Below are 21,202 nucleotides of genomic sequence, written 5' to 3'. Positions count from 1 at the left end.
CCTCAGCGCGGCCGCCCCCTCGCTCAGGTGCCGTCCGGCGCGATGGCGTCCCAGCCGGTCGCCTTCGCGAGCCGCGACATCGCCATGTCGAGATCCATCGTCGCGTTCAGCTGGTTAAATCGGTTCGTGGCATATGCCTTGGCTGGATCGATGAGATCCTTGTCCGCCATCGTGCCGACGTCGATTCCTTGCTGCACCATCACGAGCCAGCGCTTCCCGTACTTGGCCGCCTTGGTGTAGGCGTCGAGCCGCTTCTGGGCCTCCACGACCTCGGCATAGGCGGTCTCGACCTCGGTCGCGACCCCGCCCATGGCGAAGCGCTGCGTCGCGGCCATCTCCTCGAGCTGCGCCTCGGCGGCGCGGATGCGCGCCGATTGCGGCAAGAGGTCGAGCTTCCACTGCAGCGCGAGCGCCGCGCTGTAGTGGAAGAAGTTGCCGGGGTCGCTGGTGAAGGGGTTCAGCTGATCCGCGACCTCCGGGGCGGCGCTCACCCCGACCTGCAGGGCGATGCCGATGTCGGGGAACAGCTGCGCGCGCGCGAGCCGCACCTGCGCGGATCTCGCGTCGAAGCCGGCGCGTGCCTGCGCGAGCTCCGGCCGGTAGAGGCGCGCAGCGGTCAGGTAACGGGTGACGTGGCCGAGCCGGTGGTTCGGCGGGCGGATCGGGACGTCGGGGATGTCGAGATCCGCGACGCCCGTGTAGAAGCGCAGCCCCGCCAGCGCGACCGAGATGTATTTGTCGACCTCGGCCCCGCGCGCCTCGAGCTCGGCCCCGAAGGTCTGCAGCTTGAGCAGCTCGATGGGATCACCCTCCTCGCGCTCGACCTGCTCCTCGAGGCGCCGGAGGGCCTTGTCCATCTCGGCCCTCACGTCGACGAGCAGGCTCCGCGAGTCGCGCGCGAGCTGGAGGCCGAAATAGGCCTTGCGGACGTCGAGCCGCACCGCGTCCCGCTCCTTCTCGACGCTCGCCTGGTTCACCCGGACGTTCGCCTCGGCGGCGTCCCAGAGGTTCGTGATCTTCCCGAACGTCCAGAGCGGGACGACGCCGTCGATGTTCACGCGCCAGCCGACCCCGAGGCTCGAGGTGAGCGAGACGTCGGTGTTCGGGCTGAAGACGTTGTTCCCGCGGACGGTCGGCGCGAGCGCGACGCCGCCCGTCAGCTTGAACTGCGAGAACGGGGCGTACCGGGCCTCGTCGAGCTGCGCGCGGACCTGGTCGAGCTTCGCGCGCGCGGCGGCGACGTTCGGGTGATTGCGGTCGGCGAGCGCGAGCACGCCGGGGAGATCGTGGACCACCGCCGCTCGCCGCCCGGGCGCCCCGCCGGTGTCGGCGGCGGCAGCAGGGAGCGGCGCGAGCCGGACCGCGAGGGAAACGGCGGCGGCAGCAAGGGCAGCTCGTGCAGCGCGTCGGGCCATTTTCGGCGCAACGTAGCACGAGCCGGCCGCGCGCTTCTGCGACGTGCGCGCGCGACGTGCGCCGCGACGTGCGCCGCGACGTGTCCGCGCGTCAGCCCGCGCCGCCCTTGCTCGGCCCCGCCCCGTCGCTCTCCCCCTGCGCTGCCTCGTCTCCGCGCGACGCGACCTTTTTCTTCAGCCTCCGGAAGTTCGAGCGATCCATCCCCGCCTGCCGCGCCGCCTCGCTGAGGTTGTTGCCCGTGCGCTCCAGCAGGCGCCCGACGTAGATCTGATCGAACGCGTCGACGGCGCGCTCCTTGGCCTCCGCGTAGGGGAGATCGCAGAGCTCGGCCGGCAAGACGAGCGCGTCCCTCGGAGGGCGAAGCGGCGGCCCGGAGCGCCCCGACACCGAGGGCGGCAGATCCGCGGGCAGGATCGCCTCGCCGCGCGCGGAGATCACGGCGTGCTCGATGGCGCTCTCGAGCTCGCGCGCGTTGCCCGGCCACGCGTGCTCGCGGAGCAGGCGCGCCGCCTCGGGGCCGATCCGCTTGACGTCGCGCCCGTGCCTGCGCGCGCACCGGTTCAGGAAGTGGCTCGCGAGCAGCGCGACGTCCTCCTTGCGCCGCCGGAGCGGCGGCAGCTCGACGACGATGACGCCGAGGCGGTACGCGAGATCCTCCCGGAGCTGGCCGGCGGAGGCGAGCTCGCGGAGGTCTTCGCACGTCGACGCGATCACGCGCACGTCGACGCGGCGCGGCTCGCCCCCCGCCCTCGCGATCTCGCCGTGCGTGAGGACCCGGAGCAGCCTGGCCTGGGCCGCGGGCGGCAGCGCCGAGACCTCGTCGAGGAAGAGCGTGCCCTTGTCCGCCGCCTCGATCAGGCCCCCGCGGGCGCGCCCGTCCTGCGAGGCGTCGCCGCCTTCGCCGAAGAGCTCGACCTCGGCCCGCGACGCCGGCAGCGCGCTGCAGTCGACGGCGACGAACGGCCGCGCGGCGCGCGGGCCGCGCCGGTGGACGGCGCGCGCGACGAGCTCCTTGCCCGTCCCGCGCTCGCCGATCAGCAGGAGGGGCGCGCCGACGGCCGCCACGCCGAGCGCCTTCCTGTAGGCGTCCTGCATCGCGGCGGAGCTCGTGATCACCTCGCCGAGCTGCTCGTGCTCGTCGACCCGCTCCTCGAGGGCCCGCGCGCGGCCCTCGAGCCGCCGGCGCTCGATCGCGCGCTCGATCGCGATCGAGACCGCGGCCTCCGCGTCGACGGGCTTCGTCACGAACCCGTACGCGCCTGCGCGCACGGCCGCGATCGCGGCGTCGAGGTCGGCGTGGCCGGCCATCACGACGACCTCGACGTCGGGGTACGTGGCCCTGATCCGATCCAGCACCTCGGCGCCGCTCATGCGCGGCATGGCGAGGTCGAGCAGCACCGCCTCGACGCGGGTCGTCGCGAGCAGCCCGAGCGCCGCGGGGCCGTCCTCCGCGGTGAGGACGTCGAAGTCGCGCACGAGCGCGCGCGCCAGGCCGCGGCGCAGGGCCGGCTCGTCGTCGACGAGGAGGATACGGGCGCGATCTGCGGCGTTCACGAGGCGGAGCGGCGGGGCGGGGCTACAGCGGCTTGCGTGAGGCGAAGGGCGGGAGGTCGGTGCCCCGGCGCGTCTGCGGCTCCCTCGGCTCGTCCGCGGCCGTGTGCGCCGCGTGCGTCGCGGCGAAGGCGGGATCGCTGGAGCGGCGGAGCTTCCCTGGCGGCGGCGAGGACTGCGGCTCGCCGCTCGCCGCCGGCGTGTAGATCTGGCCGTGCTGCTGGAAGACGCAGATCCGGTTGCCGCCCTCGCGCTTCGCCTGGTTGAGCGCGCTCTCGGCGGCGCGGATCAGCCCGTCCTTGGAGCGGACGTCGCGCGAGGGGTAGAGCGCGACGCCGATCGATACGCTGCACGGCCTCGCCTCTCCGCCGAACTCGACCGGGTTGCCGGCGGCCTCGCGCCAGATCCGCTCGGCCACCGTCAGCGACCCGGCGAAGTGGGTGCTCGGCAGGACGATGAGGAACTCCTCGCCGCCGTAGCGCGCGACCACGTCGACCTCCCGGACGGAGCGGCGGATCCCATCGGCCACGCGCCGGATCACGGCGTCGCCGAGCGTGCGCCCCCCGGTCTCGTTCATCGCCTTCAGCCGATCGATGTCGACGAGCACGCAGGCGAACGGCTCGTGGTAGCGCTCCGCGCGCTTGAACTCCTCGTTGAGCCGCGTGAAGAGGTAACGGTAGTTGTAGAGCCCCGTCATCTCGTCGTGGATGGAGAGCTGCTCCAGGTAGGCGCGCTGCGCCGCGACCTGGTCGTGCAGCCGCTTGATCCGGAGCATCGCGCCGACCCGCGCGAGGAGCTCCTCCTCCTCGAACGGCTTGCAGACGTAGTCGTCGGCGCCGATCTTGAGCCCCTCGACCCGGTTCGCCGTGTCGCTCTTCACGGTGACCAGCACGACGGGGAGGAACGACTCGGAGGTCATGCTCTTGAGCAGCCTGCACGCCTCGAGGCCGGTGAGCCGGGGCATCACGATGTCGAGGAGCACGAGATCGACCCCTCCCCGCCCGATCAGCTCGATCGCCTCCTGACCGTCGTCGACCGCCTCGACCTGGAAGCCCGCCTTCTGGAGGATGCTCACCAGCATCTGGCGCGCGAGGCGGTCGTCGTCCGCGACGACGATCCTGGCCGGTCGACCGCTCGGGAGCTCGATCGGCGCGGAGAGCGGAGCGCTTCGGAGTTCGTCGCTGTTCGGCACCGGCACATCCTCCCTTCAGCCGGGGCCGGGCGCAACGAGATCGCGCTGCGGCGGACGCAGCCTCGCCGAAGGTCGCGCGCGGTCGCGCGCAATCACGAAGGCAATCGCAGGAGTTGCCCGGGCAAGTCGCCCCTGCATCGCGGATCTCGCGCGGGCTGCCGTCGCGCTGGTTTCGCGGTAAGGACCCGGCATGACTCAGGCGCGGTTCTGGAAGCTCGCGGCGCTCGCGCTGGCCTTCACGCTCGGCGTGATCCTGTGGGGCGCGTTCGTGCGCGCGACCGGCTCGGGGGCCGGCTGCGGCAGCCACTGGCCGACGTGCAATGGCGACGTCATCCCACGCGCTCCGAGCGCGGCGACCTTCATCGAGTTCACGCACCGCGCCACCTCGGGCGTCGCGTTCCTGCTCGTCGCGCTGCAGCTCGTCTGGGCCTTCGTCGCGTATCCGTCGGGCCACCCCGTGCGCGGCGGCGCGGCCGCGTCGATGCTGTTCATGATCACCGAGGCGGCGGTCGGCGCCGGGATCGTCCTGCTCGAGTACGTCGCCCACGACGCGTCGGCGGCCCGCGCGATCTGGATGGCGGTGCACCTCATCAACACGTTCCTGCTGGTGGGCGCCATGACCTGCACCCTCTACTGGGCGCGCGGGGGCCGGCGCGTGCGCTTGCGCGGCCAGGGGGTGACGGGCGCGCTGCTCGGCGCCGGGCTCGCGGGGGTCCTGGCGGTGGGCGTGACCGGGGCCATCGCCGCGCTCGGGGACACGCTCTTCGCCGCGGCGTCGCTCCGCGAGGGCCTGGCGCAGGATTTCTCGCCCGCGGCGCACTTCCTGCTGCAGCTGCGCGTGCTGCACCCGACCGTGGCGGCGGCCGTGGGCGTCTACCTCCTCTTCGCCCGCGGCGCCGTCGCTGCCCGGCGCCCCTCGCCCGAGGTCGCGCGGCTCTCGGCGGCGACCGGAGCGCTCGTGCTGCTGCAGATCGGCGCGGGGCTCCTCAACCTCTTCTTGCTCGCGCCGGTGTGGATGCAGCTCGTCCACCTCCTGCTCGCCGATCTCCTGTGGATGGTCCTCGTCACGTTCGCCGCGGCGGCGATGAGCGAGTCGGCCTCGGCGGCGGACGCGGGCCCGCCCGGGGAGAAGGCCCGGCGGGAGGCAGTCGCCATCTAGTTGCCCTCCAGCGGTGAGCTCGGCCGCGGCCCGGGCGCCCGCCGCGGCCAGCCGAAGCTCTAGAGATCCGAGCTCTCCTCGTCGCTCCCGGGGTCCTGCGAGATCGTGCGGCGCTCCGAGCGCTTGCGCGCTCCCTCGGCCGGCGCCGCGGAGCGCTGCTCGGGGACGGACGGGGGGAAGTCGACCTGGAGCACCATGCCTTGATCGGTCTCGAGCACGCGGTAGGTCGCGTCGGCCTGGGTGCGCAGGTCGATCACCATGTCGAGGTCGTTGCCCTGGCCGACGAGCTGCACCTGGGTCACCGGGGTCGCGAAGAACGACGTCACGAGCGGGAAGCGGTTCGTCTGGATCGCCCCCGCGCCCTTCAGCCGGTAGACGAGGCGTCCGGCGGCCTTCGACTCGGCGACGTCGACCTTGCCGCCGTGGATCTGCACGAACACGCGCGAGCCGCCGGTCGGGAGCATGCGGAAGCCGGGGAAGGTGGCGACCGGCCGACCGGTGAGGCTCGCCTGCGCGTCCTTCTTGGGCTTGCGCGCGCGCCCGGGGCGCTTCGGCGCGCCGGCGCTGCCGCCGCGCGGCTTGTTCACCGCCGCCTTCTGCGGGGCCGCGGCCTTCTCCGGCGCCGCGGGGGCCTTCGGGGCCGGCTGGGCGGTGGCGCCCTGCGCGAGGGCCAGCGACGAGGCGAGGCCGAGGGCCAGCGAGAGGCTCAGCGAGAGGTGCCCGGAAGGTCGCATCCTGGCAGTACAGCACGACCGCCTGGCCCGGCAAAGGCGGCAGCACGGTAAGCTCTTCGTGTGCCGGCCCGCGCTCCACGCTTCTCGCACGTCATCGGCGTCGACGACGCGCCGTTCGCCCGCGACCACCGCGGCGACGTGCAGGTCGTCGGGACCGTCTTTTCGGGGCTGCGCCTCGAGGGCGTCCTCTCCACCCGCGTGAGGCGCGACGGGCGGAACGCCACGCCCGCGATCGCCGCGATGATCCGCGGCTCGCGCTTCTACGCCCAGGCCCAGGTGGTCATGCTCCAGGGCATCGCGGTGGCGGGCTTCAACGTCGTCGATCTCGCGGCGCTGCACGACGCCCTCGCCCTGCCGGTCGTGGTGGTGGCGCGGCGCCTCCCGGACCTCGACGCGATCCGCGACGCGCTGCTCTCGCGCGTCCGGGGGGGGCGCCGCAAGTGGGCGCTCATCCAGCGCGCCGGCCCGATGGAGCCGGTCGCGGGCGTGTACGTGCAGCGCGCCGGGATCTCGCTGGACGACGCGAGCGCGCTCATCGCGCGGCTCTCGGTGAACGGCCACCTCCCCGAGCCCCTGCGCGCCGCGCACCTCATCGCGGGCGGGCTGACCACCGGCGAGAGCCGCGGGCGCGCGTAACGGGACGCTGACGAGCCGCTGACGGGCCGCGACGGCTCGCGCGCGTCAGAGCGCCTGCCGGCGCGGAGCGCTGGCGGCGCCCGCCTTCTCGGCCTTCTTCCCGCGGCCTGTCACCTTCGAGTAGATGACGTCGAGGTTGGCGTTGATGTCGAGATAGAACTGAGCGTCAGGGCTGTAGAAGAAGTTCCTGCGCTGGCCGTCCTCCCCGAGCTGCCCCGTGGTGTTGTTGTAGCCGAGCGTGAGGTCGACGACCTCGTAGACCGGGTAGCTGACGTTGATGTCGAACGCCGTGTTCGGGAGGTAGGTGGTCCCGTCGGAGCCATACCGGGCGCAGCCGGTGCTGATCTCGACGCATCCCTCTCCGAGCTCGGGCTTGAACCGGCTGAGCAGCCCGAAGCTCGCCCCCAGCGAGAGGTCCTTGTAGAGCGGCACGTCGAGATCGAGGCTCGTGGTCAGGCGATTGAGGACCTGAGCATACCCACTCAGCTGTTCGTCGCGCGCGACCTCACCGCTCGGGTTCTGCCGGAGTCGTCGGATGTCGGGGTTCACCCGCATGATCGATCTGGAGAACAGGTGGGCGTACGTCACGCCGAGCGTCGCCGTCACATGGTTGAGCCCGTCGGCCTTCGAACCGAGCAACTTGATCTTCTGGATCACCTGCGGGCCCACCGACAAGGTGAAGTAGTCGCCCGAGTTCCAGCTCTGCGGCGAGGTCGGCAGGGTCACGCGCAGCCGCATGGCCGCGTCCGTCTTGTACTCACCTTTGTTCGCGCCGCCGCTCTCCCAGAGCGCGCGGCTGTACCGGGCGCCGAGCGACATGTCCTTGAGCTGCGGCTCCCGGTACGTGGCGGTGGTGTCGCTGTTCGTGAGCTCGACGAGCCAGCCGACCTCGGCCGATAGCGACACCTTCTCCTTGGGGCGATCGAGCAGGTAGTAGCTCGGCCGCAGCGTGAAATCCCAGCCGTAGACCTGGATGTCGGGCGTGTACTCGCCGCCGACGCCGAAGAGGGTCGTGCTGCCGGCCTGGTTCCAGGTGAAGCTCGTCCCGCGCCAGCGCAGGCTCGTCTCTTCGTCTTCCTCCTGCACGGCGTCCGCCGCGGTGGCCTGATTCCACTGCACCACCGGGGAGACCGCCGCTGCATCCGGCCGCGGAGGCTCCGGGGGTGACGGCGGCTCCGCCGGAGGCTGAGGCTGCGCGGGGGGCGCTGGCTCCGCGGGCGGAGCGGCAGCCGGCGCAGCAGCGACGCCCGGCGCAGCAGCCGGCGCGCCGGGAGCCACAGCAGGAGCGCCGGGAGCCACAGCAGGAGCGCCGGGCGCCGCAGCAGCGGGAGCGCCGGGCGCCGGCGGCGCCGGGGCGGCCGGTTGCTCGGTCGGCTGGAGCCGCGTGGGATCGACCGGCGGAGCTGTCGGCGGGGCGGGCGGCGTCTGCGCGGACGCTACCGAGATGCTGCCCAGGACACCGGCAGCCACAAGCAACGATCGGAACGTCATCTCCACTCCCTCTCCTGGTCGCCTCGGACCCTCACGCTCCACCGCGCGCTTGGCCAAACGTCGGCCACACTCCGCGCGCCCCCGGCGGTCAGCCCGCCGGGGCACCTGCTCGGTCCGCCCCCTGTGCAGAAAACGTACCCTGCCGCAAACATCACCCAAGCATTGGTAATCATTGAATAACAATGACCGCCACCACGCGCCCGTTACGGGGCTGACGCGCACCCCCCGTTGCGAATGTGACGATGCCTGAAGTAAGCCAGCGGGCGATGGAGCCGATGTCCTTCCCGGGCGACAGGGATTCGCCCCTCTCGCCGCGATCCCCAGGAAGCCCCCGCGGCGACGACGGCGGGGGCCACCGGCCCACCGAGATCAACGCCCTCCTGGGCCGCGGGACGCACTTCGAAGGCAAGCTCTTCTTCGAGGGCCGCGTGCGCATCGACGGCAGCTTCCGCGGCGAGATCCGCGGCGAGGACGTGCTCGTGATCGGCGAAGGGGCGCTCGTGATCGGGGAGATCCACGTCGTGACGTGCATCGTCACGGGCGGCGAGGTCCAGGCGAGCATCCGCGCCCGCGATGCCATCGAGCTCTACGCTCCATCCAAGGTGACCGGCGCCCTGCACGCGCCCGCCATCTTCATCGACCGCGGCGTGCAGTTCGACGGCTCCTGCAAGATGGCCCCGCTCGACGAGGAGCCAGGCGAGCGGCCCCTGCGGCCGCCCGCGGCGTCGTCCGAGCCCGACGCCGACGCTGCCGGCCAGGCCGCGAGCGCCGCGCCCACGACGCCCACGACCGACGACAGCGGCGGCAGCGCACAACGCGCGCGGTGAGCGTCAAGCGCGCCGACGCCGACCGCTGAATTCCGACCTCGTCCGAAGAAAGCATGTTTTCTGTAGTGCGCAGGCGTGCGGCCGCGTGCTGACGGGGTTACATCTAGCGAGGGGCTGCGGTCTCGCCGCCCGAGGCGCATGTCCGCGACGTGGGGGGGAGCCCGCGCTGACGGACGTCGCTCGAACAGGAGAGTCCATGAAGAAACTGTGGTCCCTGTCCTTGATCGCCTTCTCGCTCGCCGTCCTCGCCCTCTCCCTCTCGCCGCGCGCGGCCCGCGCCGCCGACGCCGAGTCGGAGAAGCTCGCGTCGCTCGGGAAGGCGCTCCGGTACACGCTGAAGACCACCGGGCCCGTCGCCGCGATCGACACCGGGGGCGCGGCGATCCTCGTGAAAGCGCCCCTGCCGACGGTCCGGAAGATCGTCACCTCCTACGGCAACTACAAGACGTTCATCGGCCCCTTCGACCAGAGCCGCGTGCTCACGAAGCGCAAGGGCACGAGCGAGGTCTATCTCCAGGTGCCGATCCTGAACGGCGCCGCGCACATCTGGACGGTCGCCGACATGTCGCCGCCCACCAAGGACGGCGCCGATGAGGTGATCTCCGGCCGCCACAAGCGCGGCAACGTCGCCGACTTCCGCGCCCGCTGGCGGCTCCGCGCCGTCGACGAGCACCACACGATCCTGAAGCTCGAGCTCTTCGTCGCCCCGAAGCTCCCTTTCCCGCCCTCGGTCGTGACGTCACAGCTCGTCAAGGCGGCCGACAAGGCGGTGACCGCTGTGCGGAATCGCGCACAGTCCGAGGCGCCCCCCGGCGCTGGGGCGACCACCGCCGCCGCCACCGACGTTCCGCCGGGCGCCGCAGCGAGCACGTCCGCCGCCGCGTCCGCTGGCGCCGCTCCCGCCGCGCGAGGCGACGACCAGAGCAGCGTGACGGCGGCCCCCGCCCTGCTGCCAGCGAGCGTGGCCGATCTGCCGCCGGCCGACGACACAAGCGTCCGCCGCGACAAGGACGTGGCGCGCCGCTAGCTCTCCCCGCAACCGACGCAACCGACGCAACCGACAGGGCGCCTCGCGACAGAGCGCCCAGCCACCCCTCCTCCCCTTCTCTCCTTCCGTCCACCCTTCCCCGCTCGGTCTACCGAGGCGGCTCACGCCCCCGTCGTGACGCCCGGTCGCCTCCGATCGCCGCCGCCCACCGCTGAGCCTGTTGAAAACCCCGGAGCGCCCCGGGCGTGCTCCGGCGCGCGCTCGCTGGGTGCAATTCCGCAGATCTACAGAGGCTACGGCCCGGACCGTCCAGGGTTCCCAACAGGTTTTTCAACACGCATTCCGATTTCCCCACAAGAATTCCCACATTCCGCGAGACTTTTTCAACAAGGCGCGCCCCCGGCGGAGGTTGCGAGGGGACGGATGCATGAAGTAAAGCGTCTGCCGTGAGGTACCCCTTGCTGGACGTGCATTCAGATGCGCCGGCGCCCTCTCAGCCTCCTGCCGTGGCGGGCGCCTGCGCTTCCCGGGAGCGGCGCTCGGCCGTCTCGCGGTGGTGAGCAGAACATCGCTCCTCATTGTCCCGACCGAGCGGCACGTTGAACGCGAGCTCGCCTCTCTCGATCTGCGCGACGCGCGCACCGCGGACCAGGAAATCCGCTCACGGTGGAGCTTCGTCTCCGAGGCGCTCGCCCTGCTGGCGCCGGACGCCGCCATAGCGAGCCCTCACACCACCCGCCTCGCCACCCGGCTCGCCCTCGACGCCCTGCCGCCGGATCGGCTGCGGCAGCCGGCCGAGCCTGCCGCGCGCGTCGCGCTCGCGCACGCCCTCGACCGCGCCCTCGGGAGCTTCCGGCGCGCAGGGACCTCCCCGGCGGAGCTGCGGGCGCTCGGGACCCCGTACGCGATCGCCATCGCCGAGGTCCTCGATCGGGCGGACGCCGCCCTGCGGGCAGCGCGCCTCGTCGACCCGCGCTGCGCGGGGTTCCTGCTCGCGCGGGCGCTCCGCTCGGCCGGCGCGTCCGCCGCGCTCCCGCTCCCGCGCAAGGTCGCGATCCGCGGCGCCGTGGCCTGGGAGCCCGACGATCTCGCCTGGGTCGAGGCGCTCCACGCCGCGGTCCGCGCCCGCGGCGGCGCGGGCGTCACCGTCGAGCTGCCCGCGCTGCCGGACGACGGCGCGGCGCCGGTCGCCGACGCCCTGGAGCGGCGCTGGGCCTCGCTCGAGGACGCGCCGGAGATCGCGTGGGTGCCCGACGGCGGAGCGGAGCCGCTCGCCGCCATCGCGGCGAGGACCCCGGAGGGCGAGGCGCGCGCCGCCGCCGCCGAGGTGGCCGCCGCGCTCGGCCGCGGGATCCCGCCCGAGCGGATCGCCCTCATCGTGCCGGCGCTCGACGACGCCGCGCTCGAGCCCCTCCGCGCCGCCCTCGCCGACGCGGGCGTCCGCTCGTCGGAGCCGCGCGGCCGCGCCGCCGCGAGCTGCCCCGACGGGCGCGTCGCGCTCGCCATCCTGCGCCTCGCCGTCGGGCCGGTGCGTCGCGAGCAGGCGATCGAGATCCTCCGCGCCCCCGGGGTCCACGCCGGCGCCTGGATGGACCGCACGTCCGCCGCCGAGGCGGAGCGGCGCTCGACCGACCTCGCCCACCGGCTGCGCGACGTGCCGGTCGAGGTGGATCGCACGGGCCGGCTGCTCATCGACGGCCTCATCTCGGTCGTGGCGGCCCGCCGCGCGGACCGCCGCGCAGGGACGGGGCGGACGCCGCCGGCGACCGCGCAAGAGGCGCTGAGCGACGCGGAGCTCGCCCTGGGCCTTTCGGTGCTGGGCGGCGCGGACGGCGACGACGAGGCGTGGATGCCGCACGCGCTGGAGCGGCTGCTCGCCAGCGCCCGCTGGATCGGCGAGGCGACGACGCGGCCCGAGATCGTGCGGCGCTTCCTGTCGCTCCTCGACAAGCTGGGCTTCGGCGAGCCCGGGATCGAGGAGCTCCGCGCCGCGCTGCGCGGCGAGCGGCGGAGCGGCGGCGCGCTCGCGCTCGAGGCGATGGGCGCGATGGGCCAGGGCGCGCGGGCCGCGCGCGCGATCCGCGAGCAGGCCGAGGCGCTCGCGCGGGCCGCGTACGACCTCGGCTGCGAGGAGCGCCCCGCCACCGCGGCCGAGATCTACGCGGAGCTCGAGCGGGCCGCGGCCGAGCAGGGCGCCGGGCCGCGCGGCGACGCCGGCCGCGCCGGCGCGGTGCGCATCGACGTCGCCGCGGGGTTCACGGCGCTCGAGCACGACGTGGTGGTGGTGACCGGGCTCGACGCGCGCGCCTACGGCGGCAGCCCGGGCGCGGACGAGACGCTGCTCGGCGAGGCGCTCCGCGGGAGGCTGCCGGCGCCGAGCCGCCCCGCGACGGGGCGCGAGCGCCAGGCGGCCCAGCGCGCGGAGCTCGGCTGGGCGCTCGCCGGCGCCCGGCGCGTCGCCCTCTGCTTCACGCGCGGGGACGACAGCGAGCCGAACGAGCCGCACCCGCTCTTCATCGCGGCCGCGGCGGCCGGCGCGCACCAGCGGACGGAGCCCGCCTCGCGCGTCGCCCCGGACGCGGCGCCCCTCGGCCCGCGCGACGCGGAGCTCATCGCCCTCGCGGGCGGCGGGAGGCCGGCGGCGGACCTCGCGGAGCGGATCCGGATCGAGCGCGCCCGCGCGGACTTCTTCCTCGATCCGCGCGCGCCGATCGACCTCCACACGGGCCGCGTCCTCGTCGACCGCGATCCCGCGCTCGCCGCGCAGCTCAGGGCGGCGATCGGCGGGGCGCACCCCGGCAGGCCGATCGCCGTCACCCACATCGAGCGCGCCGTGGGCTGCGCCTTCGCGGCGTTCGCCCGCCGCGTCCTGCACGTGCGCCGCGCCGAGGATCTCGCCGAGTCGGCCGACGCGCGCGAGCGCGGCACGCTGATCCACCGCGCCCTGCAGGCCTCGTTCGAGGCGCTGCGCGAGCTCGGCCCGGAGCGCGATCCGGCCGAGCAGCTCGCGGCGGCGCGCGCCGCGGCCGAGGCGGCGCTCGGCGCCTCGGCGCCCATGGCCCCGCTCCGCCGCGAGGCGGTCGAGAAGGCGATCGCGGACGTGATGGAGGTCGTGGCCCGCACCCTCGACGGGGAGGACGCGTCGCCGGAGCTCCGCTTCTTCCTGGCCGAGCGGCGCTTCGGCGCCGGAGAGCCGCCCCCCTGGCAGCCGCTCGAGCTCCCCCCGCTGTCCGACGAGGAGGGCGGCCCGAGCCTGTGGGTCGACGGCCAGATCGACAGGCTCGATCGATCGACCGACCAGCGCGTCGTGCGGGTCGTCGACTACAAGACCGGCAAGCTCCCCGACGCCAAGGAGCGGCGGCGGGCGCTCCAGCTGCCGCTGTACAGCGCCATCGCGGCGCGCGCGCTGGGCGCGGAGGAGGTGCGGGCCGTCTACATCGGCGTGCGCCAGCGCGGGCTGATCGAGCTGTGGCCGCGCACGGCCGAGGACCAGCGCGCGCTCGCCGAGGGCTGGGCCGAGGCCGCGCGCACGGCGCGGGCCGCGGTCGTCGCGCTCTGGGAGGGCAAAGCCGCGCCGCGGCCGACGCTCTCGACGATGTGCGCGCGGTGCGACGCGCGCGACGTGTGCCGCCGCCCCGCGGTCGTGCCGAGCGACGAGGCCGCGGAGGAGGTCGCGTGAGCGACGCCCCGCGCGGAGCCGAGCTCGCCGAGGGCGACGCGCTCATCTACGCCTTCCGCCGCAACGTCGTGGTCGCCGCGAGCGCCGGCACCGGCAAGACCCACCGCCTCACGGCGCTCTACGTGCTGCTCACGCTCGGCCTCACCTCCCTCGGCCTGCCCGACGCAGCGTCCGCCGCGCCGCCTGTGCCGCCGGACCGCATCGTCGCGACGACGTTCTCGCGCGCCGCGGCGCGGGAGATCGCCCACCGCGTCGAGCGCTCGCTCCGCGAGATCGCCCGCTGGAACGGCGAGGCGGACATCCCCTTCGCCGACATCCTCCGGGCGCGGCAGGCGGCCGTCGCCGGCCTCGCTGGCGCGGGCGGCGGCGCGTCGCTGCCCGTCGCCGAGCTGCGCAAGCGGGCGGAGGAGGCGCTCGCCCGCCTCCCCGCCGCGCGCATCGACACGCTCCACGGCGTCGCCAAGCAGATCGTGGACCGGCACGCGATCGCGATGGGGCTCTCGCCCTCGGCCCGGATCCTCGACGAGGAGGAGGCGCAGGCGCTCAGCGACCTCGCGGTCGACGAGGCGCTGAGCCGCGCGCTCGCCGAGGGGGGCGAGCGCGCCGAGGCCGCGCGCGCGCTCATCGCCGCGACGGGCGGCGTCGAGGCCGCGCGGAGCGAGGTCACGCGGCTGCTCGACCGGCTCGACGAGGACGGCCTCGCGCCGCGCCGGCTCGCCGTGTCCGACCACGCCGCCGAGGCCGGCGCGCTCGCGCGGGAGCTCCGCCGCCTCGCCGCCGAGAGCGCCGCGCTCGGCAGCGCCGCCTTTCGCGCGCCGGCGGCGGCGCTCGTGGCGGCGCTCGGCCGCGAGGACGGCGGCGCGCCCTTCCCCGCGAGCGCGGCGAGCGCCCCGCTCATCGAGCTCCTCACGCAGCGCAAGCCGCACAAGAGCAAGTCCACGCCGGCCGACGAGGCGCTCATCGCCTTCCGCGAGGCGCTGCCGGGCGAGACCCACCGCGACAAGGCGCAGCAGCTGCTCGGCTTCCTCCGCGAGGCCCCGGCGCTGTCGCGCCGCGAGGCGCGGATCGTCGAGCTGCTGGAGGAGATCCGCGAGCGGCTCTCGGCGATCCGCCGCACCGAGGGCGGCCTCGGGTTCGGGGATCTCCTGCGCGCCGCCCGCGACGGCCTGCGGGACGATCCGGCGATCGGCGCGGCGGTCCGCGGCTCGGTCGACGTGCTGCTCGTCGACGAGTTCCAGGACACGAGCGCGGTGCAGCGCGATCTCGTGTACCTCCTGCGTGAGCGGGACGACGCCGCCCTCTCGCGCCCGGCCGGCGTGGCCCCGACCGCGGCCAGCCTGTCCGGTCATGGCCTGTTCCTCGTCGGTGATCGCAAGCAATCCATCTACGGGTTCCGCGGTGCCGACGTCTCCATCTTCTGCCGCGTCTGCGCGGAGCTCGCCGGCGCCGCCGCGGGCCGCGCGCTCGAGCTCGCGGCCGCGCTCTGGTCGCCGGACCCGAGCGCCGATTTCGTCGCGCTCCGCGAGAGCCGCCGGTCGACGCCCGAGCTGCTCGCGTTCATCAACGCCTTCTCCGCGCGCGATTTCGCCCAGGATCGCGGCGCGGGCGACGGCGACGCGGGCGCGCCCCCGGCCTGGCCGCGCGAGTTCGAGATCGCCTACAGCGCGGCCGAGCACCTCGTCGCGGCGCCGGGCAGGGCCGCGGAGGGCCCGACGGACGTCGTGCTCGTCAGCGACGGCGGCGGCGCTCCGGACGGGGTCGACGCCCTCGTCCGGGACGCGCGCGGGCAGCTGCGCGAGGCGCTGATCGCGGCCGCCTACATCGCGCGGCGCGTCCGCGGCGCGGGCGGCGACGGCGCCGCTGGCGGCGACGGCGCCACGGACCGCGCCGGCGCCGCGACCGGCGATCTGCGCTTCCGCGACGTCGCCGTGCTCACCCGTCGGAGGAGCACGATCCCGCTCGTCGAGCTGGCGCTCGCGCGCCTCGAGATCCCGTACGTGGTGGCCGGCCGCGCGCTCTTCGACGCGGCCGAGGTCCGCGATCTGGCCGCGATCCTCCGCCTCCTGCTCGATCCGCGCGATCGCCTGGCCCTGGCGACCGTCCTCCGCGGCCCGGTGGTCGCGCTCTCCGACACGTCGCTCGCGCTCCTCGCGCCTCCTGGCCGCGGCCTCTCGGTCCCGTTGCTCGGCCGCTGGCCCGCCGCCGCGCTGGCGCAGGGGGTCTGGTCGCCCTCCCCGGACGACGCCGAGCTCGACGACGGGCGCCCGCTTCCCGTCCTCTCGCGGCTCCCCGGGGGGGATCGCGAGCGGCTCGAGGCGTTCCGCGCCCGCTATGCCGGCCTGCGCCGCGCGGCGCTCCGCTCGACGCCTGGCGAGGCGATCCGCGCCGCGGTCACCGCCTTCGATCTCGACCGCGTCCTCGCGGCGCTCCCTCGCGCCCAGGCCCGCCTCGGCAACGTCGATCGCCTGGTCTCCATCGCCCGCCGCCGGGGCGGCTCGCTCGCGAGCTTCGTCCGCTGGCTCGACCGCCGCATCCGCGACGAGGCGGACGAGCCCGAGGCCGCTGTCTTCTCGCCCGAGGACGACGCCGTGCGGCTCACGACGATCCACGCCAGCAAGGGGCTCGATTTCCCGGCCGTCGTGCTCCTGGATCTCAACGCGGAGCCCCGCGCGGCTCAGCCTGGCCTGAGCTACGTCCCCGCCGCCGGGGACCGGCCTGCCGCCCTGCTCGTGCGCCACTACGCGCGGGTCATCGACGGGCGGTCGCGGACCGGCTCGCTCCACGACGCCGAGGCGTCGGCGCGCGGGCCGTCGTTGCCCGTCAGCACGCCCGCGCTCCAGGCGGCGCGCGCCGAGGTGCGGGCGCGGGAGCGCGCCGAGCGGCAGCGGCTCACGTACGTCGCGATCACGCGCGCCCGTCGCGAGCTCGTGCTCGTCGGCGCCGAGGCGAAGCCGCGGAGCGGCTCGGCATGGCTCACGCTGAAGGCGGCGGTCGACGCCGAGCCCCGGGCCGCGGCCGCGGTCGACGCCGAGCCCCGCATCACCGCGGCGGACCTCGGCATCGAGGCCTCCACGCTCGCCGGCACCCTCCGCGCGACGCTCGACGCCAGCTCGCTGCTCGCCGGGGCGAAGGCGCCCGCGCCTGGCACCGACGCGTACGCGCGCGCCGCGCCGGCCCCCCGGGCGCCGCCGGCGATGGGGCCTGCCCGCGCGCAGACCGTGCTGGTCGCGGCGGCGTCCCTCGCGGCGTTCCAGGCGTGCCCGCGCCGCTTCCGGCTGCGCCACCTCCTCGGGATCGGCGAGCCTGCCGGCGAGGGCCAGCTCGGCCTGTTCGACGTCGAGGGCCCGCCCGAGCTCCCGGGCGAGGAGCGCGTCGAGCTCGAGGACGGCGCGGACCCTCGCCCTCCTGGCCGCGCCGTGCACCGGGTGCTCCAGCGCTGGCCGCGCGCGCGCTGGGGTGAGCCGACCGAGGCCGAGGAGGTCGTCGCCCGCCTCGCCTTCGAGGGGTTCCCGCCGCACGGCCCCGACGTGCTGCGCACCGCGGAGCGCGTCGCGCGCTTCCTGGACGGCCCCTACGCGCGGCAGGTGCGCGGTGAGGAGGCGTCGCTCCTCCGGGAGGAGGCGCTCGTGCTCGACGTCGAGCCCCAGCGCGCCGGACGGCGGCGCGGCGCGAGGCTCGCGCTCTCGCTCGCCATCGATCTCGCCGTCCTGCACCCGGGCGGCCTCATCGACGTCGTCGAGTACAAGCGCGCGCGCCCCCGGGCGGATCTCTCGCCGTACGAGCTCCGCCTGCGCGCGTGTGCGCTCGCGCTCAGGAGGCGCCACCCCGACCGCCCCGTCCGCGCAGGCGTGCTCTTCGTCGGCGCCGAGGTCGAGCCCGTGTGGCTCGCGGCCTCGGGCCCCATGGGGACCCTCACCGACGACGACCACGCGCGGTTCGAGCGCGAGCTCGCCCGGCTAGCCGAGCGCTTCGCCGAGGCGAGGGCCGAGGATCGCTTCGACGGCGTCCCGGTCGAGGCGTGCCGCAAGCTGCGCTGCGGCTTCGCGCGCGCCTGCCACGGCTAGCGTCGCCGGGGCCCCCGGAACGCGCTCGAAATCGAACGAAGGCGGAACGGCGCTCGTGGAGCGCCCTCCCGCTACGCCCCCGCCTGCTCCTCGAGCTCCTCCTGCGACGCGCTCTGCGCCGGAGCGCGCCGCGGCGGCTCCAGCACGAGCGGCAGGATCTCCTCCATCGACGACACCATCGTGATCTTGATCTGCTCCTTGACGTCCTGCGGCACGTCCTCGAGGTCGCGCCGGTTCTTCACCGGGATGAGCACGTGCCGGATCCCGGCGCGGTGGGCCGCGAGCAGCTTCTCCTTGACGCCGCCGACCGGCATCACCCGCCCGCGCAGCGAGATCTCCCCCGTCATCGCGACGTCGCTGCGCACCGGCGCCCCGAGCAGCAGCGACGCCACCGCGGCGAACATCGTCACGCCCGCGCTCGGCCCGTCCTTCGGCGTGCCGTGCTGCGGGATGTGCACGTGCAGATCGATCTCCTTGAGCCACTCCGGATCGAGGTGCAGCCGATCGGCCTTGCTGCGCACGAAGCTCACCGCCGTGCTCGCCGACTCCTGCATCACGTTCCGCATGTTGCCGGTGAGCACCACGTTGCCCTTGCCCGGCATCTTCGTCGCCTCGATGAAGAGGATCTCGCCGCCCGCCGGCGTCCACGCGAGGCCGGTCGCGACCCCGGGCTGGAGCGTCCGCTCGGCGATCTCGGGGCGGTGCTTGTGCGGGCCGAGCACCTGCTCCACGTGCTCGGGCGTCGCCACCTCGCGCACGTCGTGGCCCTCGGCGACCTTCACCGCCGTCGCGCGGCACACCGCCGCGATCTGCCGCTCCAGGCCGCGCACGCCCGCCTCGCGCGTGTAGTGGTCGACGACCGCCTCGATGCCCGGCTCCGTGAACTCCAGGCGCTCGTCCGTGAGCCCGTGCGCCGACAGCTGCTTCGGCACCAGGAACTCCCGCGCGATCCCCAGCTTGTCCGTCCGCGTGTAGCCGGGCACCTCGATGACCTCCATGCGGTCGACGAGCGGCCCCGGGATCCCGTCCCAGTTGTTCGCGGTCGCGAGGAACATCACCTGCGACAGATCGAACGGCAGGTCGAGGTAGTGGTCCTGGAACGTCGAGTTCTGCTCCGGATCGAGCACCTCGAGCAGCGCCGCCGCCGGATCGCCCCGCAGGTCGACGCCCATCTTGTCGACCTCGTCGAGCACGAGCACCGGGTTCTTGGTCCCCGCCTTCTTCAGCGCCTGCAGGATACGCCCGGGCAGCGCGCCCACGTACGTGCGCCGGTGCCCCCGGATCTCCGCCTCGTCGCGCACGCCGCCGAGCGCGATCCGCTCGTAGCGGCGCCCCATGCTGCGCGCGATCGACTTGCCGAGCGACGTCTTGCCGACGCCGGGCGGCCCGATGAAGAGCAGGATCGGCCCCTTCTTGTCGGTGCGAAGCTGCCGGATCGCCGAGTACTCGACGATCCGCTTCTTCACCTTCTCCAGCCCGAGGTGATCCTCGTCGAGGCAGCGCCGAACGCTCTCGACGCTCAGCTTGTCCACCGTCGTCTTGGACCACGGCAGATCCGCGATCCACTCGAGGTACGTCTTGGTCACGTTGAACTCGGCCGACTGCTGCGCCATCGAGCGCAGCCGGCTGAGCTGCTTGCGGACGACCTTGTCGACCTCCGCCGGCACCTTGGCGCGCCGGATGCGCTCGCGGAGCTCCTCGATCTCGTCGTCGTCGCCGCCCTCGCCGAGCTCCTCCTTGATCGACTTCATCTGCTGCCGGAGGATGTACTCGCGCTGCGACTTGCCCATCTCCTCCTGCACCATGGAGGAGATCTCCTTCTTGACCCGCAGCACCTCGAGCTGGCGGCCGACCATCGCGAGCACGAGGCGGACGCGCGCCTTCACGTCGAACGCCTCGAGGATCTCCTGCTTGTCGCCGACCGAGGCCTGCGCCTGCGGGAAGTTCGAGGCGATCAGATCGGCGAGCGCGCCCGGCTCGCGCACGTTGTCGAGGATGCCCGCCGTGTCGCGCGGCAGGTTCGGCATCAGGCCGAGCACCTCGCGCGTCGCCTCGCGCAGGCCCGCGCCGAGCGCCTCGAGCTCCACGTCGCGCACGAGCGACTCCGGGATGCGCTCGATCCGCGCGCGCATGTACGGCTCCAGCGAGAACGCCGACTTCACCCGGAAGCGGCCGAGCCCGTTCAGCACGACCGAGTAGTTGTTCGGGCCGAGCCGGATGACCTTCACAACGCGCGCGACGGTGCCGACGGAGTAGAGCTCCTTGAACGTCGGCTCGTCCACGTCGGGCGACCTCTGGCTGATCACGCCGACCAGCGCGCGCTCGCGGCCGAGGAGATCCTCGACGAGGCGCACGCTCCGCGGCCGGCCGACGTTGATCGGCACGACCGACATCGGGAACAGCACCGAGTTGCGCAGCGGGAGGATCGGGACGCTATCCGCGTCGGGCGAGGGAGGCGTTCGCGAAGAAGGATCGCCGGTCGGCATGCAGACAACCCTAGTACAGCGCTCTTCTCGAAGCCATGACGCGGGCGCGCCGCTAGAAGTCCTTGATCTTCCAGACCCCGTGCTCGCGCGTGAAAGCGACCGTGCCGCCGGCGCCATAGGCCATGGACGCGCTGTCCCCGGTCTCCTCGATGGTCGCGGTCGGCAGCGCCGCCTTGATCGCCTGGACGACCCGGTTGATCTGCTCCTTCTGCGGCCCCTCCCAGGCGCTCTTCAGCTTCTCGGGCGTCAGCTGCGCCGCGGCGGCCGCGGCGCTGACCGTCCCGGGCCGACCGCCAGGCTTCTGCGCCGCGTCAGCTCCCGCGGTCCCCGGCGCGGCTCCAGGTCCGGCGGGCTGCGCCGGGCCCTCGCCGCCGGCGCGCGCAGCGCCCGCCTCGCCGGGCGCGCCTGCCTCATCGGGCGCGGCGCCCGCGGGCTCGACGAGGCCTTCCCTCTCGGCGTCGGGAACGTAGCGCATGATGACGTCGTAGCGCCTCCGCTCGAAGGCCCGCAGGAACCCCACCAGCGCCTGCCGGGGCGTCGCCTGACCGTAGAGATCGACCGCCGCCGCGTCGAGCCGCCAGCGGCCGCCCTCGAAGACGAGCAGGAGCTCCTCGCCGTTCGGCATGGTGACCGTCGCGGTCACCACCGGATCGGCCGCGGGCCGCGCGATGGCGCGGGCGATCTCGAGCGCGTCGTCCGGGTTGTCCCGCACCGCGCGCCGGAAGGCCTCGAGCGACATCGACCGCTTGGCCTCGTCCGAGAGCAGCCGGTAGGCCGCGTCGACGCGCCCCTCCTGGAGCGCCTGCGCGTAGGCCCGGAGCGTGTCGCTCGGGCCCTGCTGTGCGTAGCTCGATCCGCACGCGGGGAGCGCGAGGGCGAGCAGGAGAAGCGCCGTGCGTTTCACGGATCGCGCCATAGCACACGCGGCGGCGAGCGCGCAGGCGGCGCGGCGCCGCCCCCTGCGCTCGCCGCCGTCCCC

General features: G+C 74.4%; 13 protein-coding genes. 6 read left to right on the top strand and 7 right to left on the bottom strand.

The features are described from left to right. Window positions 1-23 precede the first annotated feature (23 nt). From WME73_RS16100 to WME73_RS16090, 3 genes are all read right to left on the bottom strand, one after another. Window positions 24-1,295, bottom strand: a complete 1,272-nt coding sequence (locus tag WME73_RS16100; RefSeq protein WP_437872203.1) for a TolC family protein — start codon at window positions 1,293-1,295, stop codon at window positions 24-26. A 211-nt stretch (window positions 1,296-1,506) separates the two neighbouring features. Continuing rightward, window positions 1,507-2,970, bottom strand: a complete 1,464-nt coding sequence (locus tag WME73_RS16095; protein WP_437916280.1) for a sigma-54-dependent transcriptional regulator — start codon at window positions 2,968-2,970, stop codon at window positions 1,507-1,509. Window positions 2,971-2,992: 22 nt separating this feature from the next. Continuing rightward, the gene (locus tag WME73_RS16090) at window positions 2,993-4,159 is read right to left on the bottom strand and encodes a diguanylate cyclase (protein WP_437872200.1); all 1,167 of its coding nucleotides are present in this window, start codon (window positions 4,157-4,159) and stop codon (window positions 2,993-2,995) included. Window positions 4,160-4,349: 190 nt separating this feature from the next. On the opposite strand from WME73_RS16090, the gene WME73_RS16085 reads away from it, so the two are divergent. Next, window positions 4,350-5,318 (top strand): COX15/CtaA family protein, encoded by a 969-nt coding sequence (locus WME73_RS16085; protein ID WP_437746335.1) that lies wholly within the window; start codon window positions 4,350-4,352, stop codon window positions 5,316-5,318. 59 nt (window positions 5,319-5,377) lie between these two features. Here the strand turns inward: WME73_RS16085 and WME73_RS16080 are convergent, their stop codons facing one another. Then, a complete protein-coding gene (locus WME73_RS16080; protein WP_437916279.1) occupies window positions 5,378-6,052 on the bottom strand; it encodes a hypothetical protein in 675 nt (224 codons plus the stop codon). 60 nt (window positions 6,053-6,112) lie between these two features. On the opposite strand from WME73_RS16080, the gene WME73_RS16075 reads away from it, so the two are divergent. Next, the gene (locus WME73_RS16075; RefSeq protein ID WP_437746333.1) at window positions 6,113-6,688 is read left to right on the top strand and encodes a DUF99 family protein; all 576 of its coding nucleotides are present in this window, start codon (window positions 6,113-6,115) and stop codon (window positions 6,686-6,688) included. Between the two features lie 45 nt (window positions 6,689-6,733). Here WME73_RS16075 and WME73_RS16070 read toward each other — a convergent pair whose 3' ends face one another. Next, window positions 6,734-8,179, bottom strand: coding sequence for a hypothetical protein (locus tag WME73_RS16070; protein ID WP_437916278.1), 1,446 nt, complete (start codon window positions 8,177-8,179; stop codon window positions 6,734-6,736). A gap of 242 nt (window positions 8,180-8,421) precedes the next feature. Between WME73_RS16070 and WME73_RS16065 the strand changes: the two genes are divergently transcribed. The 4 genes from WME73_RS16065 (at window position 8,422) to WME73_RS16050 (ending at window position 17,737) form a co-directional block, all read left to right on the top strand. After that, window positions 8,422-9,006 (top strand): bactofilin family protein, encoded by a 585-nt coding sequence (locus tag WME73_RS16065; protein WP_437916277.1) that lies wholly within the window; start codon window positions 8,422-8,424, stop codon window positions 9,004-9,006. 196 nt (window positions 9,007-9,202) lie between these two features. Beyond that, a complete protein-coding gene (locus WME73_RS16060; protein ID WP_437746330.1) occupies window positions 9,203-10,033 on the top strand; it encodes an SRPBCC family protein in 831 nt (276 codons plus the stop codon). A gap of 517 nt (window positions 10,034-10,550) precedes the next feature. Continuing rightward, complete coding sequence (locus tag WME73_RS16055; protein WP_437916276.1) at window positions 10,551-13,673, top strand: PD-(D/E)XK nuclease family protein; 3,123 nt, start codon at window positions 10,551-10,553, stop codon at window positions 13,671-13,673. Then, window positions 13,670-17,737: a UvrD-helicase domain-containing protein gene (locus WME73_RS16050; RefSeq protein WP_437916275.1), complete on the top strand. Its 4,068-nt coding sequence runs from the start codon at window positions 13,670-13,672 to the stop codon at window positions 17,735-17,737. Before WME73_RS16055 ends, WME73_RS16050 begins: the two co-directional genes overlap by 4 nt. A 71-nt stretch (window positions 17,738-17,808) precedes the next feature. Here WME73_RS16050 and lon read toward each other — a convergent pair whose 3' ends face one another. After that, on the bottom strand, window positions 17,809-20,223 hold the full coding sequence (lon, locus tag WME73_RS16045; RefSeq protein WP_437746327.1) for an endopeptidase La: 2,415 nt from the start codon (window positions 20,221-20,223) through the stop codon (window positions 17,809-17,811). 52 nt (window positions 20,224-20,275) lie between these two features. Next, on the bottom strand, window positions 20,276-21,127 hold the full coding sequence (locus WME73_RS16040; protein ID WP_437746326.1) for a hypothetical protein: 852 nt from the start codon (window positions 21,125-21,127) through the stop codon (window positions 20,276-20,278). Window positions 21,128-21,202 lie beyond the last annotated feature (75 nt).

The organism is Sorangium sp. So ce302 (assembly GCF_051530145.1).
In the GTDB taxonomy this organism is placed as follows: domain Bacteria; phylum Myxococcota_A; class Polyangia; order Polyangiales; family Polyangiaceae; genus Sorangium; species Sorangium cellulosum_B.
The sequence above is the reverse complement of the archived record's forward strand: the minus strand, read 5'-3'. Positions and strand labels throughout refer to the sequence as shown.